Source organism: Duncaniella sp., from assembly GCF_029056165.1.
Taxonomy (GTDB): Bacteria; Bacteroidota; Bacteroidia; order Bacteroidales; family Muribaculaceae; genus Duncaniella.
In genome coordinates this window covers 1-17,300 of record NZ_JAIDBW010000020.1, presented here as the reverse complement: position 1 = coordinate 17,300, position 17,300 = coordinate 1, and the positions used below count along the sequence as shown (strand labels likewise).

13 protein-coding genes are annotated in these 17,300 nt (G+C 49.1%); 8 read left to right on the top strand and 5 right to left on the bottom strand.

Annotation, left to right across the window (positions count from 1 at the left end; all coding sequences use genetic code 11):
* Positions 1 to 171: 171 nt before the first annotated feature.
* On the bottom strand, positions 172 to 2,523 hold the full coding sequence (locus K2G41_RS05040) for a leucine-rich repeat protein (protein ID WP_300115470.1): 2,352 nt from the start codon (positions 2,521 to 2,523) through the stop codon (positions 172 to 174).
* Positions 2,524 to 2,880: 357 nt separating this feature from the next.
* Here K2G41_RS05040 and K2G41_RS05035 point away from each other — a divergent pair, with 357 nt between their 5' ends.
* Both K2G41_RS05035 and K2G41_RS05030 read left to right on the top strand, forming a co-directional pair.
* Entirely contained in the window at positions 2,881 to 3,267 is a 387-nt protein-coding gene (locus tag K2G41_RS05035) for a VOC family protein (RefSeq protein ID WP_300115462.1), read from the top strand.
* Between the two features lie 262 nt (positions 3,268 to 3,529).
* Positions 3,530 to 5,317: a glycosyl hydrolase family 18 protein gene (locus tag K2G41_RS05030; protein ID WP_300115447.1), complete on the top strand. Its 1,788-nt coding sequence runs from the start codon at positions 3,530 to 3,532 to the stop codon at positions 5,315 to 5,317.
* A gap of 13 nt (positions 5,318 to 5,330) precedes the next feature.
* On the opposite strand, the gene K2G41_RS05025 is transcribed toward K2G41_RS05030, so the two are convergent.
* Complete coding sequence (locus tag K2G41_RS05025; protein WP_300115445.1) at positions 5,331 to 5,873, bottom strand: methylated-DNA--[protein]-cysteine S-methyltransferase; 543 nt, start codon at positions 5,871 to 5,873, stop codon at positions 5,331 to 5,333.
* A 289-nt stretch (positions 5,874 to 6,162) separates the two neighbouring features.
* On the opposite strand from K2G41_RS05025, the gene K2G41_RS05020 reads away from it, so the two are divergent.
* Both K2G41_RS05020 and K2G41_RS05015 read left to right on the top strand, forming a co-directional pair.
* Positions 6,163 to 7,230 (top strand): lysylphosphatidylglycerol synthase transmembrane domain-containing protein, encoded by a 1,068-nt coding sequence (locus K2G41_RS05020; RefSeq protein WP_300115441.1) that lies wholly within the window; start codon positions 6,163 to 6,165, stop codon positions 7,228 to 7,230.
* Positions 7,231 to 7,253: 23 nt separating this feature from the next.
* On the top strand, positions 7,254 to 8,069 hold the full coding sequence (locus K2G41_RS05015) for a hypothetical protein (RefSeq protein ID WP_300115434.1): 816 nt from the start codon (positions 7,254 to 7,256) through the stop codon (positions 8,067 to 8,069).
* A gap of 26 nt (positions 8,070 to 8,095) precedes the next feature.
* Here K2G41_RS05015 and K2G41_RS05010 read toward each other — a convergent pair whose 3' ends face one another.
* A complete protein-coding gene (locus K2G41_RS05010; protein ID WP_300115419.1) occupies positions 8,096 to 9,115 on the bottom strand; it encodes an ABC transporter ATP-binding protein in 1,020 nt (339 codons plus the stop codon).
* Positions 9,116 to 9,393: 278 nt separating this feature from the next.
* Here K2G41_RS05010 and K2G41_RS05005 point away from each other — a divergent pair, with 278 nt between their 5' ends.
* The gene (locus tag K2G41_RS05005; RefSeq protein WP_300115389.1) at positions 9,394 to 10,302 is read left to right on the top strand and encodes a hypothetical protein; all 909 of its coding nucleotides are present in this window, start codon (positions 9,394 to 9,396) and stop codon (positions 10,300 to 10,302) included.
* A gap of 150 nt (positions 10,303 to 10,452) precedes the next feature.
* Entirely contained in the window at positions 10,453 to 13,140 is a 2,688-nt protein-coding gene (locus K2G41_RS05000; protein WP_300115377.1) for a calcium-translocating P-type ATPase, PMCA-type, read from the top strand.
* 249 nt (positions 13,141 to 13,389) lie between these two features.
* Here K2G41_RS05000 and K2G41_RS04995 read toward each other — a convergent pair whose 3' ends face one another.
* A complete protein-coding gene (locus K2G41_RS04995) occupies positions 13,390 to 14,082 on the bottom strand; it encodes a Crp/Fnr family transcriptional regulator (protein WP_300115365.1) in 693 nt (230 codons plus the stop codon).
* A 163-nt stretch (positions 14,083 to 14,245) separates the two neighbouring features.
* Complete coding sequence (locus K2G41_RS04990; protein WP_300115356.1) at positions 14,246 to 15,166, bottom strand: transporter; 921 nt, start codon at positions 15,164 to 15,166, stop codon at positions 14,246 to 14,248.
* Between the two features lie 284 nt (positions 15,167 to 15,450).
* On the opposite strand from K2G41_RS04990, the gene K2G41_RS04985 reads away from it, so the two are divergent.
* Together K2G41_RS04985 and ychF are read left to right on the top strand one after the other, a co-directional pair.
* Entirely contained in the window at positions 15,451 to 15,945 is a 495-nt protein-coding gene (locus K2G41_RS04985; RefSeq protein ID WP_300115348.1) for a hypothetical protein, read from the top strand.
* A gap of 188 nt (positions 15,946 to 16,133) precedes the next feature.
* A complete protein-coding gene (gene ychF / locus K2G41_RS04980; protein WP_300115344.1) occupies positions 16,134 to 17,237 on the top strand; it encodes a redox-regulated ATPase YchF in 1,104 nt (367 codons plus the stop codon).
* The last annotated feature ends 63 nt before the right edge of the window (positions 17,238 to 17,300 follow it).

The window sequence follows — 17,300 nt, the reverse complement described above, 5'->3', positions numbered from 1 at the left end:
AATATAATTTTACCTTTAACTTTCCAAATTTTTGCCATAATTTCAGTGTAAAGTGTTCATAGTATAGTCACGGCTCTTTCATTTAAAAACCAAAGCGTTTTTAAATGAAAGAGCCGTGATATCGGATAAAAATATCAGATTGATATCTTATAATGATATCAAACAGGCGGTTTATTTGAAGACCTGTTTTGCTGTATCGACACTGCCGTCGGCGTAGGTCGTGCGGACAATGTAGAGAGTGTTGGCTACCGGTGCGGTTACCTTATAGCCCTTGACATCGTAATACTCAACTGATACGATATCGTTACTTGCCGAGATGTTGTCGATAGCGGAGGTTTCAATCTCAAACTTACCGTTGTGCAAGAATGAAAGCTCGCCGAGAGACGAGAAGCCCTTTATAGTATAGTTGTATGAACCGTTTGCAAGGTTGCTGAATGTATGGCTGATATTTTTGGCTGTAGCAGCTTCACCCTCGATGACGGTGTCTTCCGAATCATTGTCAAGAGAAATGACGTAACGGACGGGCGAACCTCCGTAGATATCATCCGAGAAAGTTTCCCAGCTTATGGTGGCTGTGTTGCCGTTTGATTCAGTGACAGGGGGGAGAGGAAGCACATCCTCGAATGTCACATTAGGATAGAGTTCAGACCATGCGGCTTTGTAGGCTTCGGCTGAGCCTTTAGGAACTTTCACAGTGGGGGCGATTGTGATTTTATTTGTACCTTTAAGCACGGGAGGAACGACGGCGAAACTGTAAATAGCTCTCAGTCCGAGACAGCCTGAACCGAGCGGTGAGAGTTCCTCAAGTGTCGAGGGGAAGCTGATCCATTCGACAGCTGTGCATGAACCCATCACGGAATAGTTGGCGGTCTCGCCTACGCCGATGCTCTTGATTCCTTCGGGGAACAACATTTGAGAAATGCCGAGCATTGAAAGAGCGTTGTTGCCGAACTGGATGTTAAGAGCATTGTTGTTGGTCATTTTTACGGACTTGATACCACGGTCCATGAAGAAAGCTGTGTCACCGATTTTCTCAAGAGCATCATAGAACTCGATAGCTTCAAGCTGAGAGCAGCCATAGAAGGCAGAGAGGCCGATGACTTTCAGGTTCTTGGAGAACTTGATACTTTTGATAGAGGCAACCTGATTGAACGCATACTGAAAGATTTCTTCAGTGGAATCGGGCATGTCATACTCTTCGCCTTTACCTCCGGGATAAGCGAGGAGCAGAGTTTTTTCCTTATTGAAGATCACACCGTCGATATCCGTATAGTTGGGATTTCCTTCAGCGATATTGACACGTTGGAGTTTTGTACAGCCGGTGATCATGCTGCTGCCGAGGGAGGTGACGTTTGCTGAAATATTCAGCTCCGTTAGACCGGTGAATCTGAATGCGTTAGTGCCGATGGATGTAACACTTTCAGGGATATCTATATGTGAGAGATTCTCACATGAATAAAAAGTACCATCGCTTATCTGGGTGATCTTTGAGGGAAGGTCGATTGATTCAAACGCGCATCCACGGAAAGCACTCTTGCCGATGTAAGTGACGTTTTCGTGCAGTTTTATGTCAGCAAGCGCGTTGCATTCATAAAACATATTATCGTTGATCGATGTAAGGGATTCAGGCCATACGATCGATGTAAGGGATGCACATCCGTAGAAAGCATTGTCGTTGATACTCTTTATTCCGGCCGGGAATGTCACGCCATTAAGTGCCTTGCACTCATAGAATGTAGCGTTGCCGATGGATTCGAGCGTCGAGGGAAACTTCGCTTCCTCAAGTGAAGAGCACTTATAGAAAGCCTGATCGCCGAGAGAAGTCATGCCTTCAGGCAATACGATAGTTTTAAGCTTGCTGCTGTTGCTGAAAGCACCGGTGCCAAGTGATTTGATCGAAGAGGGGAGGGTGACGGTCTCAAGTCCGCTACCGTAGAAGGCATTGTTCTCGATGGTTTCGAGTCCCTCAGCGAAGTTTACGGTTTTGAGAGCCGATGCGCCGGTGAAAGCATTGTAGGTGAGTGTTTTCAGGCTTGCCGGGAGTGTAAGCTCGACGAGTTTCGTACAGTTACCGAAGCCGGAATTTTCGATGGTTGAGAGGTTGGCAGGCAACACGAGTGATGTCAGACCCGAACAACTTGAAAAGGCACTTTTGTTGACAGTGGTAAGAGTGTTGGGAAACGAAATGGACGTCAGTCCCTTACAGCTGCTGAAAGCTTTCTCGTCAATTACCGTTACGCCCTCCTCGAAATTCAGGGTCGTAAGGTTGCTGCACTTCTCGAAGGCAGAGATACCGACGGCTGTCACCGTGTATTCGGCATCGCTTATTGTTACTTTACCGGGAATTGTGACGGATGTTAGGTCTGCGTAGGAAGCGTCCTTTACGACTGTTGCTGTCTTTGCGGTGTTGTCCGCCTCAAAAAACAGGTTGCCTACCTGCACCGTATCGGCCCATGCGGGAGCAAATACTGACAGACATAAGCAAGCACCCACTGAACGATAAACTTTAGTAAAATTGTTCATAAAGTTTTTGATTATGTGATTAATAATTGGATTATATCATCCCTCGGATCAATTGGCAAAATGCAGATGCCAAATGTGATTTTGTTTAGTGTTGATAAAATTTTTGCAAATGTAATAAAAATTGGATATGAAAATAGCGAAAATCATAACAAAAAGAAAAAATATTCTACTCAAATGGCATATTTATGCTTTATGGGAGAGATGACTTTAAGTGATTATCGAATCCGGACATCTATGCCTAAGGGTTACTGATCAATCTTATGCACATGATTTCCGGAGAGTGAACCTTTTACAGGCTTTCAGGGTATAGATTGATAGGAATATTCCTGAAACATCTGAAAATTTTTGCATTCCGCTATGGATTTTAAACTTCACTTTGATCATTATAATATTAACGTTGCCGATCGTGAAAGATCGATGAAATTCTATCAGGAGGCACTCGGACTCAAGGAACTGAGCCATATCGACGGACCTGACGGTGCGTTTACCATCACTTATATGGGCGACGGTAAGACTGGCTTCCGTCTTGAACTCACCTGTATGCGTGACCATCCGCAGAACTATGATTTAGGCGAGAATGAGACTCACCTTGCCCTGCGTCTTGATGCCGGTCAGAACTACGATGATCTCCTCGCTTATCATAAGAAAATGGGAGTGGTCTGCTTTGAGAACCCCGCCATGGGAATATATTTCATCGAGGATCCCGACGGTTACTGGATCGAACTTCTGCGTCCTAATGAATGATTGGCCGAGGTCATCGGGTACGGGGGGATTACTCCGGAACTTACTTCACAGAGTCCAGTGTTTGAAACGGATATGATTATCTAACGGATTATGATTCAGGATGTAGCCTGTTCACAGCGAGTGAAGGCGCAACCATATACATAGCCGGCGAATGTTACCTATAGGTAATGACGTGCCGCCTATGGGCGGGAGCTGTTGGAAGTATTGCCTACATTTGTATAAAATTAACTCCCGAAATCATATCTAAAAAATTGCCTGTCGAATGCAAATGTATCATGACCATTCCGCACAGCGGCCTAAGTCGCTTTTACGTTTCGCAATGCTGAGTCTGCTCATAGCCCTCGGCTTTGGCTTGTCCATGTCTGCTAAATCCACGGATGACCGCTATGTTGTGGCCTACGTCACATCATGGAGTAGCGAACTTCCCAATCCCCACTACATGACTCACCTGAATTATGCTTTCGGTCACGTGACGGAGTCATTTGACAGCGTGAGGATCGACAATATAGACCGTTTCCGTGCCATTGCCGATCTTAAAAGAGAAAATCCTAAGCTGAAAGTCCTCCTTTCCGTCGGCGGATGGGGTAGCGGACGGTTCAGTGAGATGGCAGCCGACAAAGATCTGCGCAGGAAGTTTGCCGAAGCGTGCAGTGACGTGGTGGACCGATATGGAATTGACGGCATAGACATTGACTGGGAGTATCCCGGCAGTAGCGCAGCCGGAATATCTTCCTCGCCCGATGATCCCGCTAATTTTGTCAGTCTCCTGAAAGACCTGCGCAAATCGCTTGGCAAGGATAAGCTTCTGACCATAGCGACGGGAGCGGGTGGCGCGGGCTGTCTCTTGAACGATCTGAAAGGAAGCGTTGATTTCATCAATATAATGACTTACGATATGGCTTCGGCACCGCGCCATCATGCGCCGCTCCACTGCTCGGAAAATACCGGAGACATGTCGGTTGAAAAAGCTGTTGCCACGCATCTTGCGGCCGGAGTGCCTGCTGAAAAACTTGTAGTCGGAATTCCTTTCTATGGCCGTGGCGCAGAGCCTTACGGCAATTTTGTGAATTATGCTTCCATTTCTGCGCTCCCCGGTTGCCATGAAGAGTGGGATTCAGTGGCCATGGTGCCTTATATGGCCGACAGTTCCGGCCGACTCGTCATCGGATATGACAATGCCCGTTCGATCGGTCTAAAAGCCGACTATGTGAAGAACATGGGGCTTAAAGGCTTGATGTATTGGGACTACAGCGGTGATAACGATGCCAACGAACTGCGGACGGCTGTAGCTTCCGCCATGCTTCCTGACCGTTATGCGGCCGATTACGCCCGCGCCCCGCGCTTCAAAGCTCTGCTTTATTACAGCGACACGGCCGAACCTGCACACGTCGATTTCGCACGACAGGCCATCGAATATTTCCATCGCCTGTCATACGGTGAGGGCTATATACTCGACCGCACGACATCTATGGCCGAGTATCCTTATGAAAGACTAAAGGAATACGACGTGGTGATCGCAATAAACACCATGCAGTTTGATCAAAACGAAAGAACGGCCTTCGAGCGGTATATGAATGAAGGTGGGGGATGGATCGGATTCCACGCCGCTGCCTACAATGATGGGCGCACACATTGGAAATGGTTCAATGATTTTCTTGGTGCAGGTAAATTCTATTGCAACACTTGGCCACCGCAGCCCGCACTGCTTGATGTGCACGATAACGCACATGCCGTCACGAAAAACCTGCCTGCTTCCTTCGTCGCTCCCGAATGCGAGTGGTATCAGTGGAGTCCGTCACCGACAGAGAATCCAGATGTGGATATCCTCGTGTCACTCTCACAGAAAAATTATCCAATCGGAATCAAGGATATAATATATTATGGTGATTTTCCTGTGGTGTGGACCAACAGGAATTACCGCATGGTTTATCTTAACTTCGGTCATGGTGATACCGAATTCACCGATGCTACGCAGAATCTCCTTGTGGTCAACGCCTTCCGTTGGGTAGTCAGCCGTTCCCCGAAAGGGAATCCTTTCATGAAGAGTTAAACTCCGGCCACGTTCAAAAAAGAGCTGAACGGCCGCTCCGGGTACTATGCACCACGCGCTCTGCCTCCATTTCGAGCAGGGCGCGTTTCGTTTCCAGTCCCCCTCCGTAGCCGGTAAGACTATGATCCGCTCCGATGACACGGTGACAGGGGAGGAGGATAGAAATGGCATTTGCCCCGTTGGCGTTCGCGACCGCGCGCACTGATGCGGGGTGTCCGATCATCCCGGCAAGTTCGGAGTAGGAAATTGTAGTTCCGTATGGAATCTGCGACAGCGTCTGCCATACGGCTTTTTGAAAATCAGTTCCGGCAAGGAGGATGGGGATGGAAAATTCGCGTCGCTGACCGCCGAAGTATTCGTCAAGCTGACAGGCACATTCTGCCATCACATCCGACGTACCATTAAGAAAATCGGTTTTGAGGTAGCGGGCGAGTCGGCGGTGGATGCCGTCATTGCTTTTACCCGACAGCCACTCACAGATACAGAGCCTGTTGTCATACGATCCGAGGATGAGGTCACCGAATGGAGAGTGATATGTCTGAATGAGTATGGACATGAACGGAATTTGTCTATTGTAAAGTTTGAATGTCGGCTGACAAAGTTAGTATAATCCATTGGATTCAGGATGGTTTTTATCCTAAATTTAGATCGCTTCAATCTCTTTAGGCTCTAAATTTGTTAGAAAGTCATACACTCTTCAACTATTAAACGTTAAACCTCTTATGCTTGATATGGATACTTCTAAGACACCCACACCTGCCACGGATGCTTCTTTGTCCTCAAAATCGGTGACCCGGAAATCGTCCGGCCCATCGTCGTCCCCTTCCGGAGATCACAGAGATTTTATGGATGCTGTCAAACGTGTGCTCAAATATCTTGTGCCGCTCCTCGTGTCGGGTGGTCTGATCGTATGGCTTTTCCATAAGGTCAATATCCATCAGGTCGAGAGCATAATCAGGCAGGGTGTTGATTACCGCTACATAGTGGCAATGATGGCCATAACAGTCCTATCGCATATCATACGTGGTATCCGCTGGGGCATCCAGTTGCGTGCGGCAGGGATTCCGCGTATCCCTGCTGTGGCAGAGAGTGTGTCGATCTTCGGTGCATACGCACTGAATCTCGTTTTTCCATTTCTCGGTGAGGCATGGAGATGTGTCTATATCACGCGTCGTGAGGGCTGCAAACTCTCGACCGTAGTCGGAACGGATCTCGGCGATCGCGCCTCGGACGGAGTGATGATTCTTATGATCATGATTCTGACAGCTTTTGTGGCCCATCCGGCGATTGAACGTTTCCTCGACCGCTATCCGCTGGGTGAGGCGATAGACCGCATCACGACCAATGGTGTGCTGTGGATAGCGATTATAGCGATCCTCGCATTGCTGATCGTCGCTGATTGGTATTTCCGTGACACGAAGTTTGTCAAAGGGGTCAATACCAGTATGCTCCGTATGTGGAACGGCTTCAAGGTACTGTTCCACATGAAAGGTACGGGGCTTTACATCGTGCTGACTTTCGGTATATGGATCTGCTATTTCTTCGAGACTTATGTCTGCTTTTTCGCTTTCCCGTTCACGCGTGAACTGATCACAAATTCACCCTACACACTCGGTCTTGTTCCGGGTCTTGTGGTGTTTGTATTCGGATCATGCAGCATGGCTGTGCCGTCCAACGGCGGTCTCGGTCCGTGGAATCTGGCTGTGATGTTCGCGCTCAGTTTGTTTGGAATAAGCAACAGCGACGGCGCGGCCTACTCGATTGTCTGCTGGAGTTTTCAAGCCATAATACTTGTGGCATCGGGAATTTTCAGTGTCATCTATATCATGGCAAGTGAGAAAAGTGTGAAGCGTCAGCTTGCAGCACGCCGCGCGGCTCAGGCAAAGGATGGTATGACAGAGCAGAAACAATGAGGAAATGAAAGGAGATCCGAACGATGAGATACTGGGTATTCACAAGTAAGCCGGAACACTTCAAGATGTCGGAGGCTCTCGTGCCGGGTGAGACACTCGACTGGCCTACGTTTGCGCGCTTCAAGTTCGAAGTCGGTGATCTGGTGTTTTTCTACGCATCAAGTCCTATCCTTCAGATGATAGGCAAGCTTGAGATCGAGGAGATCGGTCTGCCGTTCAGCGAGGTCAATCCGCGCAATGAGCTTAGGAAATGGCCCAAGCATCATTCGCGCATCCCGTGGATGAGGTTGCGTGTGCTGCAGAGTGCTCCGGTTCCGTTCAAGCCTCTTCAGCGCGGCAGTCTCTATTATCACACTGAGTTCAAGCCTTCGCCCTATCCGAAACTTCTTCACGAGGGTGAGCGTGAGTATGTAATGCGGGCCTTTGATGAGGCTATGACTTATCGTGCGGATATGGTGAGATATGAGGACGGAGTGAATCCCGATGCTCTTGCAAGGGTCACACGCGGTGAGATTCTTCAGGCTGCCGTAGGGAGGCTGAAGGGTGGATTCATCGAATCTCTCGACTATTCGAAAGCCGAAGGCACGTTGACGGTCGAGGTTGTTTCAAATGGGGGAGAGACGCGGACGGTTGATACCATCACGTCTGAAAGAGATAACGAGGGTATCATTGACAGGCTGAAATTTACTTTCGGAGAGGTCATAAGAACCAAATGGGATTACGAGAAGACCAATGATAGGCTTTCCGGAGTCCGTCTTGACATTGATGACACCTATATGTTGATGCATTTTGACGGGGCTGACATAGAGATCCTCGCCAAGACATTACGGATCGACTGATGACTGAGGGGACTGCGTCATCATCATCACATAATGTCATCCATTGCATCAATCAGGGCTTCGACAGTAGGAAGTATGCTGTCGTTGTTCAACCTGTAGCCGTATGCTGTGATTTCGACAGTGCAGGTGTCACTGTCATTATCAGCGATTGATTCGTCGGCGGGTTCTATGATTGCAATACCGTTGCGAGCAAGGGCTCTTGCGACGAGCGTGCGGCGGCCGTTGTCTCCGATTAGTCTGATATGGCGATCGGGACGGCGATTTATACAGAAAAGCCCCGTCACAGGATCGAATCTCACGCCGTCGCTGTCGAAATATCGTCCTAGTTCGCCATTGAAAGCCAGATCCTCCGGCGTACCGATGATTACACCGTGGGGCTTGTCGATGAGCCATACGCGGTCGGCTATCTGGAGGGCGAGTTCAAGATCGTGGGTCGAGAGGAATACAGTCTTGTCTTTCAGGCGTGAAAGCGACTGGAGCAGCTGCATGATCTCCACTTTACTGGGATAGTCGAGAAAGGCAGTCGGCTCGTCAAGGAAAATCACCGGTGTTTCCTGCGCGAGAGTCTTGGCAATCATTACTTTCTGCCGTTCGCCATCGCTGAGGGTGTTGATGGCACGGTGGCGAAGATTCTCGATTTTCACAAGTGCGATGGCTTCATCTACGATCTGCCGGTCACTTTCGGTCAGTGCGCCCCAAAAACCTGTGTATGGACTGCGCCCAAGACCGATAAGCTCCTCTACGGACATATTTGCGAGACTCAATCTTTCGGTCAGCACCACCCCTATGACTTTGGCGAGTTCTTCCGCCGGGTACTCGTCCAGATCCCGTCCGTTGATCAGGATTTTTCCACTAAGCGGAGGCAGGAAGGCGGAAAGAGTTTTCAGAAGTGTCGATTTTCCAGCTCCGTTCGGTCCAAGCAGACAAGTCAGTTCTCCCGAACGCAGTGATGCGGTCACACTATCCGTCACCGGAATCCGACGGTTTCGGTCAGTATAACCTGTGACAAGATCCTCAACCTGTATGGTATTTTTTTTTGCAGACATTGTTTATAAAACGTTTATTTTTCAAGTACAAAATTAATCTAAAAAGTTGGGAAATAGACAAGATGGATTGATGAAACTCGATCGGATGGGAAATTGATGCTATTCAATAGCGAGCACGCTGATTAATGAGCAAACTAATAAGGAAAGCTTAGGATAGATTTTTGCGTAAGGCTGCTAAGTAATTATTGGAAGAATCTTTTTCGTTATCGCACTGTTTCGGGGGTGGGGTGGTGGTAAATTTGTGGAGACAAAATTACTTATCGGATTAATTTTAGACTATGAAAATATCTCACTTCTTTACGAATGAATCTGCATCTGCTGGATCAGTAACTGTTGAAACTACAGCTACGCCTATGGCTACCGGATCTTTGGTTATCCCGGAGCTATCACACGTCTCGGAGTTTCCTGTTGTTTCAAGATCGTCTGTCGATCCGATGCTTTCAGGGGTAATGTATGAGGATGGTGTTGCTGATGATGGAAAGAGGAAGGAATCCAGAATCAAAAAGAGTAAGGGAGTCAATGGTGTTTCGAAAAAATTCTATGCCGATTTGGACAACCGTGTCAAGGGGGTAATGATGGTTATAGATGGCGGTAATACCCCTTATATAGCTGTCAAGATGGCTATTGACAACTATATCTTTAAAGGAGTAGAGCCTGAGAGAGATGCACTGATTTTGGTAAGGATAATCTTTCTACTGCTGAAACCTGAGATAGACAAGGCTATGATGCGTTCGCGCAAGGCGAGGGAGCGAGCTGTGGCAAGGAGATCAGCAAAATCCTGTGGGGATGAGGCCAGTCGGGTTTATAAACCGGAGAATCAAGAAGCCGTTTCTGACGTGGAAAGCGACGGTTTGGCTGATGAGGCGGTCATGACTGCGCATATAAAGCATCCCGATACACCACATGGAATCGAGAAGCAAGGAGATGGAAACGGATCATATAAAACGGATGAACGGCCACAAGACACACAGCCCGGATGCGCTAAAGAGCAAACCACCATGAAGCAAGAGCAAAAAAACGTGGAGATAACTGTGCCGGAGGTGGATATGGCAGGTTATATAATCAGGAATATGGCTGAGGACGTAAAGGGCGTGCGCCAGCTTAACCGTCGGGAACGTCGGGAGCTACAAAGATTGATCAGGCAAGCTAAGAAGCGCGCATTGCGTGCTGAAAGAGACTGTGCGTGAGCAAAAAGCTATTTCAAGTGTTATTAAATTAGCCTGTATCATTTTTCTATGATGGCAGAACGACTTATGATCACAAAACATAGTTTATGACTTGCAAGTGACATATTAAAATAATACTTTTGTGCCCGCATAAAACTATCACTTTTCACTATGACCCCTAATCCAGCACCGCAGCGCGGCCTGACCGCCCAGCAGGTCGAAGAAAGCCGCCGTCTTCATGGAGCAAATGTGCTCACTCCCCCTGCAGAAGAATCACTATGGCATTTATTTTTAGCCAAGTTCAAAGATCCGCTCATAATCGTATTGCTCATGGCGGGAGTGTTGTCGATACTGATCTCACTCTATGAATACTTTGCGCTGGACGAAGGCGGAGCCGTGTTCTTCGAACCTGTCGGAATCTTCATGGCTATTTTTCTTGCCACTGGACTGTCCTTTTACTTCGAGAAGAAGGCCGAGGATGAGTTCAAGATTCTCAATCAGGTAAATGACGACGAACTGGTACAAGTGATCCGCGACGGTAATCCTACTGAGATCTCGAAAAAGGATGTCGTTGTCGGTGATATAATCATACTCAATACCGGTCAGGAAATTCCGGCAGATGCACGACTGCTTGAATCGACCCAGCTCAATGTCGATGAATCGACACTTACCGGTGAACCGATGGCCTCCAAGACGACCGATCCGGAACACTTTGATCCGGAGGCGACTTTCCCGTCGGACCATGTGATGCGCGGAACCCGTGTCATGGAGGGTCACGGTGTGGCTGAAGTATATGCTGTCGGTGATGCGACTGAAAACGGCAAGGTCTATGAGGCCGCCCATATCGACGACGGCACGAAGACTCCGCTCACCGAGCAGCTCGAACGTCTCGGAGGACTCGTCACCAAGGGCAGCTATATGATCGGTGTCGCTATAATCATCGGTCGTATAGTGATGTATTTCCTTGAAAACGGTCAGTTTGAATGGCTCTCGTTCATAGCCTATTTCCTCCAGAGTATCATGATAGCGGTGACGCTCGTGGTTGTGTCCGTTCCCGAAGGTCTGCCGATGGCGGTCACCCTCAGTCTTGCCTACAGTATGAGGCGTATGCTCCGCACGAATAATCTCGTGCGCAAGATGCATGCCTGTGAGACTATGGGCGCGACCACCGTGATCTGTACCGACAAAACGGGTACACTCACACAGAATCAGATGCGCGTGGCCGAGACCGATTTCTTCGGACTTCCCGGTGGCAAGCTCGGTGACAATGAAGAAAGCCGTCTGATAGAGACTGCCATTGCGGTCAACTCTACCGCTCAGCTCGATCTTTCCAACGAGGGGCAACCCTCGGTACTCGGCAATCCGACTGAAGGCGCACTGTTGCTGTGGCTGCGCGACAACGGCGTGGATTACCGCGAGATCCGCGAAAATGCCAAAGTGGTGAGGGAACTTCCGTTTACCACCGAGCGTAAGTATATGGCTACCGTCATAGCTACTCCAGAAGGGGAAAGACTGTTCATCAAGGGCGCGCCTGAGATTGTCATGGCTATGGCCGACAGTGTGGATGGCGGTGTGGAGCGCACTCGTATCAACGAGCAGCTGCTCGGCTATCAGGAAAAGGCTATGCGCACGCTCGGTTTTGCTACCTGTCTGCTCCCTGCAGGAGTTGATGGTATCGGTGAGAATGGAGTCGAAGCCGATGGCATACGTTTCATGGGTGTCGTGGCCATCGCTGATCCAGTGAGAGCTGAGGTCCCTGATGCTATCCGTGAATGTATTGATGCCGGAATAGCCGTGAAGATCGTTACGGGCGATACTCCTGCAACTGCAAGAGAGATCGGACGTCAGATCGGACTATGGCAACCGACTGATGGCGAACGCAATATTATCACCGGACCGGAATTTGGCGCACTGACCGACGATGAGCTTCTCGATCGGGTAGGGGATATGAAGATTATCGCCCGTGCCCGTCCGATGGATAAGAAGAGACTGGTTGAAGCCCTGCAGAAGAACGGCAATGTGGTTGCGGTTACCGGCGACGGTACGAACGACGCTCCCGCGCTCAAGGCTGCCAACGTCGGACTGTCGATGGGCGATGGTACGTCTGTTGCAAAGGAGGCGAGTGACATAACTATTGTTGACAATTCGTTTGCCTCGATCGGTCGCGCTGTGATGTGGGGACGCTCGCTGTTCCAGAATCTTCAGCGATTTATACTTTTCCAGCTTACAGTCAATGTTGTGGCCTGTCTGGTGGTGCTCGTCGGAGCTTTCATGGGTACTGAATCGCCGCTGACCGTGACGCAGATGCTGTGGGTGAACCTCATCATGGATACGTTTGCGTCAATGGCACTCTCGTCGCTTCCACCGTCGCGTTCGGTCATGGATGACAAGCCGCGTGACCGCCGTTCATTCATCATTACTAACCCCATGTGGCGTTTCATCGGAGGTGTAGGCCTGATTTTCTCAGCTATAATTCTCGGTATGGTCTATGTGTTTGAACATGCCGACGTCACCTCGCTGATGGATCTTGTCAATATCCATCTTGGTGCGAGTCAAGGTCTCAGCCCCTACGAGCTGTCGGTCATCTTTACGACTTTTGTGATGCTCCAGTTCTGGAATCTGTTCAACGCACGTGCATTTGCCACACACCGCAGTGCGTTCCATCTCCAGTCATGCGGAGAGTTCCTGCTGATTGCCTGTGTGATCTTCATTGGTCAGGTGATTATAGTCACGGTCGGCGGCGAGTTCTTCAACGTCGTTCCCCTCAAGCTTCATGACTGGGTGATCATAGTCCTCGGCACATCCCTCGTCCTCTGGATCGGCGAAATCGGCCGCGTACTGTCCAGATTGGGGAGATAAGAGATGATAGATCTACTGTTGGAGCATGTGGTGGTACAAAATAATTAAGTTCCCGGATATAATTACTGTACCTTGCGCCAACCATACAACTGAAATTTAAATTTCACATAACAGCACATATTTGTAGGGACGCTGCGTGCAGTGTATGCCAAATATTCTCCATTACAGTTTTATATGATGGATTTCATATGGCATACGCTGCACGCAGCGTCCCTACAAACTGTTCTCAAATATATTTACATTTATGAATCAGTCGGGGGATTTGAGGAGGACTGAGCGGAGATCGGTGCGGGATAGTACGCGGATTTCGGTTGAGGTATAGTCGATGAGACCGCGTTCTTTCATGCCGTCAAGTGTGCTGATGAATGACGAACGCTGCACTCCGAAGAGGGTATAGAGGTCGCGCTGGCGGCATGAGAGCGTGATGTCCTTGCCATCGCGCTGCGTGAGGGCGATGATCCAGAAGGCAATACGTTCTTCAAGCGATCCGGAGGTGAGAGCAAGCACACCGTCGATGGCTTTCTGTGCGTTGGTTGAGATGTAGTTGAGATAGTTGAACAGACAGACTTCATCTGAGCGGATTATGCTGATGAAATCATTCTTGTCGATCTGCATTATCGAGACGGTATCGATGGCGGTGACAGTTGCAGGATAGAGGGTATTGCGTCCGAAAAGATAATCAGGAGAGACAACGGTGGGTGCTTCGAGTGTCTGGGTGACAACGAAACGGTCAGTGCTGTTGCGTACAGTGAGGCGCACGCTGCCGCCGATCACAAACATCATGCGTGTACAGGGATCGCCGGCATCAAGGATCTTTTCACCGGGAAGATATTTTGAGAAAGCGAGGCGGGTACTGCCTACGATCTCGGATATGCGATTGTAGCTCACACCGTTGAAGAGGGGTAAGCCCATCAGATTCTCATACATGCTGTTGAGTGCCATAGCTAAATGTGTAGGATGTTAGTGAAACGGTAAGAAGAAGGACCGGTGTTGAACGGAGGCATGACAGGCAGAGCGTTCGGCTTCAGATCCTCATGATATATTAACGTATATTGAGAGATTTTAGTTTTTCCGTTAACATTTGACGAGGATATATGCCGACTGATTATCCGGCTGATTTTGCATCACGTCGGGCCTTGAAATAGAGCTGGGCGGAGTTGATGGTGTTCTGCCAAGCCACATAGGCCGCCGGTGCGACTGATGAGACAGGGTTGAGGTATGTGAGAGCCATCCATATCGCAAGGACGGTATTTTTCTGACCGAGACCCTGAGCTCCGGCGATCTTATCGCCACAGCGACGACCGATTTTGCGTCCGATCCAGAACTGGGCGCAGCACACGGCTCCGGATAGGATGGCGAGCAATATCATCTCAGGGACAGCTCCCGCAGGCTCGTCCATGATAAAACTGACGGCGCGCCCGACGACTATAAAAAGTGAGACGGCCCAGATGTAAAACGAGATGGCCTGATGGTCAGCAACGGCATGATGGACTTTCGGGGCTACTTTAAGTAGGATCAAAGCGAGGATGAGCGGGAGGATGATGAGTGGCATCACCTTTATTGAGATTGTGGTGAGGGAGTCGATGAACCCTATCTGTGCGTCAGTGCCCATGAGCGTGAAGAATATGGGAGCGAGTATGGCGACGGTGAGATTGGAGATGATGGAGAATGTGGCGAGTCGCGGGACGCTTCCTCCGAGCATACCGGTGATCACCGGGGCGGCTGTGGCTGTCGGGCAGAACACGCAGATGAAAGTCCCCTGTGCCAGATCGGGACTGAACGGAAGCAGACAGAAATAGACGGCTATAGCTCCGAGTATCTGAACTGAAAGCAACCCCCAAGAGAGGCGGGTTATACGAAATTCGCTTGGCTTCACACGGCAGAAGGTGATGAAGAGCATGATGAAGATGAGATAGGGGGCGATAAATTCGATGCGTCCCATAAAGTCGTGAAAGAGTATTCCGGCCACCATTGATATAGGCAGCATCCACGGCTTGAGCTTCTGGCGTAAGATGGACATTTTCATTTTTTTACTGCATTCGCTTGGTGTATAAAGTGATGATTCATGAATAGTGGCTATTTGAGGGGTGATGAAGTGGGCCTCTATGGATCAGCCGATGCATTCATGAATAAATATGGGTGCAAAATTACAAATTCCTCTCCGGATTTAAGATAAAATAATAAAGGAGGGGGGAATTCTTTGAGTAGATTTTCATAAATTTGCCGGAGAGTTTATAAGGGTTGTTTATGTCCATGAACAGTGGGCTCGGCCTGTCGTCAATTAAGTGTAGATCAGTCCAATAATATAATATGGCAGACAATTATCTTGAAAAACGTATGGAGGAATACCGCGCGGGGAAGCTTGTGCCGAAAAGCCGTGTGGTCTATGCGTCAGGAGCGAAGCGGGAGCCGGGTGAGTTCGCGCTGACTTTCCCGCAGATGCGTGTTGTGGTTTTCGGAGGTGCCTCTGAGTTTGTCGGGGCGTTGGCAAAGTCGTTCAGATCTGTCGGATCGTCGGTTGCGCTATGTCACACGGATAAGAAATTCTGTACGCCGTTAGCGCAGGCGGAGGGATGTCGGTATTACCCGTTTGATCCCGTCGGTGATGGCTGTACGGACCGCGTGATTGAAGATCTGGCTTCCCGGTGGGGTGGGGTAGATGTGGTGATTGATCTTAGGGGGACAGACGAGTCAGGTGATATTGACTATGATTCCTTAGCTGAACTTCTTCTTCTGCACTCACATCCGAAATTCGGATTCATTTGCCGGACCGAGTTGGAAGTGTGTACGGAGAATGTAAGGTAAAATAGCCGTATTGCTAAACTTGTGGTAAAATCGATGAGGAATCGTCGGTAGTAGGGCTATTTTTCGTCATCTTTATTCCAACGGCATAGAAATCCCATGATTTTTATGTACTTTTGCAGTCCCGAACTGGAATTTTAATCAGTTCTGATAAAGAATAGTAACCAATCAAATAAGATCAACTATATAATATGGCACTTCAATGCGGCATAGTCGGCCTGCCTAATGTCGGCAAATCTACACTTTTCAATTGTCTCTCTAATGCAAAGGCTCAGTCGGCCAATTTCCCTTTCTGCACCATCGAACCCAATGTAGGTGTGATCACGGTGCCTGATGCGCGTCTCAACAAGCTCGTTGAGATGTGTCAGCCACGCAGCGTTGTCCCGGCAACGGTTGAGATTGTGGACATAGCCGGTCTCGTGCAAGGTGCGAGCAAAGGTGAGGGTCTCGGCAACAAGTTTCTTGCCAACATCAGGGAGACGGATGCGATCCTGCACGTGCTCCGTTGTTTCGATGATGATAACGTGACTCACGTTCATAATACAGTTGATCCTGTCCGCGACAAGGAAATCATTGACTACGAGCTTCAGCTCAAGGATCTTGAAACGGTGGAGAGCCGTATTGCCAAGACTCAGAAACAGGCACAGACCGGGGGCGATAAAGTAGCGAAGATGCAGTATGAGGTGCTGAAGAAGTATCAGGAAGCCCTTCAGCAAGGTAAACCTGCGCGTACCGTTGAGCTTGAGACTGTGGATGAACAGAAGTTTGCCCATGATCTGTTCTTGCTGACCAGCAAGCCGGTGATGTATGTCTGCAACGTAGATGACGCTTCGGCAGTCAACGGCAATAAGTATGTCGAGGCCGTGCGTGAGGCTATCAAGGATGAAAATGCCCAGTTGCTCATTGTGGCTGCACAGACAGAAAGCGAGATAGCCGAACTTGACACATTTGAGGAGCGTCAGGAATTTCTCGCCGAGATCGGTCTTGAGGAGTCGGGAGTGGCGCGTCTGATCCGTGCCGCCTATGCCCTGCTGAATCTCCAGACTTTCTTCACCGCAGGTGCGGATGAGGTGCGTGCGTGGACGTTCATGAAGGGTAGCAAGGCTCCGCAGTGTGCCGGCGTGATCCATACCGATTTTGAGAAGGGCTTCATACGTGCTGAGGTGATCAAGTATGATGACTATGTGAAATACGGTAGCGAAAGTGCGGTTCGTGAGGCCGGTAAGATGGCTATCGAAGGAAAGAACTATGTAGCGGAGGATGGTGACATCATGCACTTCCTCTTCAATGTCTGATTCTGGATTTCGAATAAATATTATTTCATTAAAGTATCGGCGGAACTGAACATCAGTATCAGT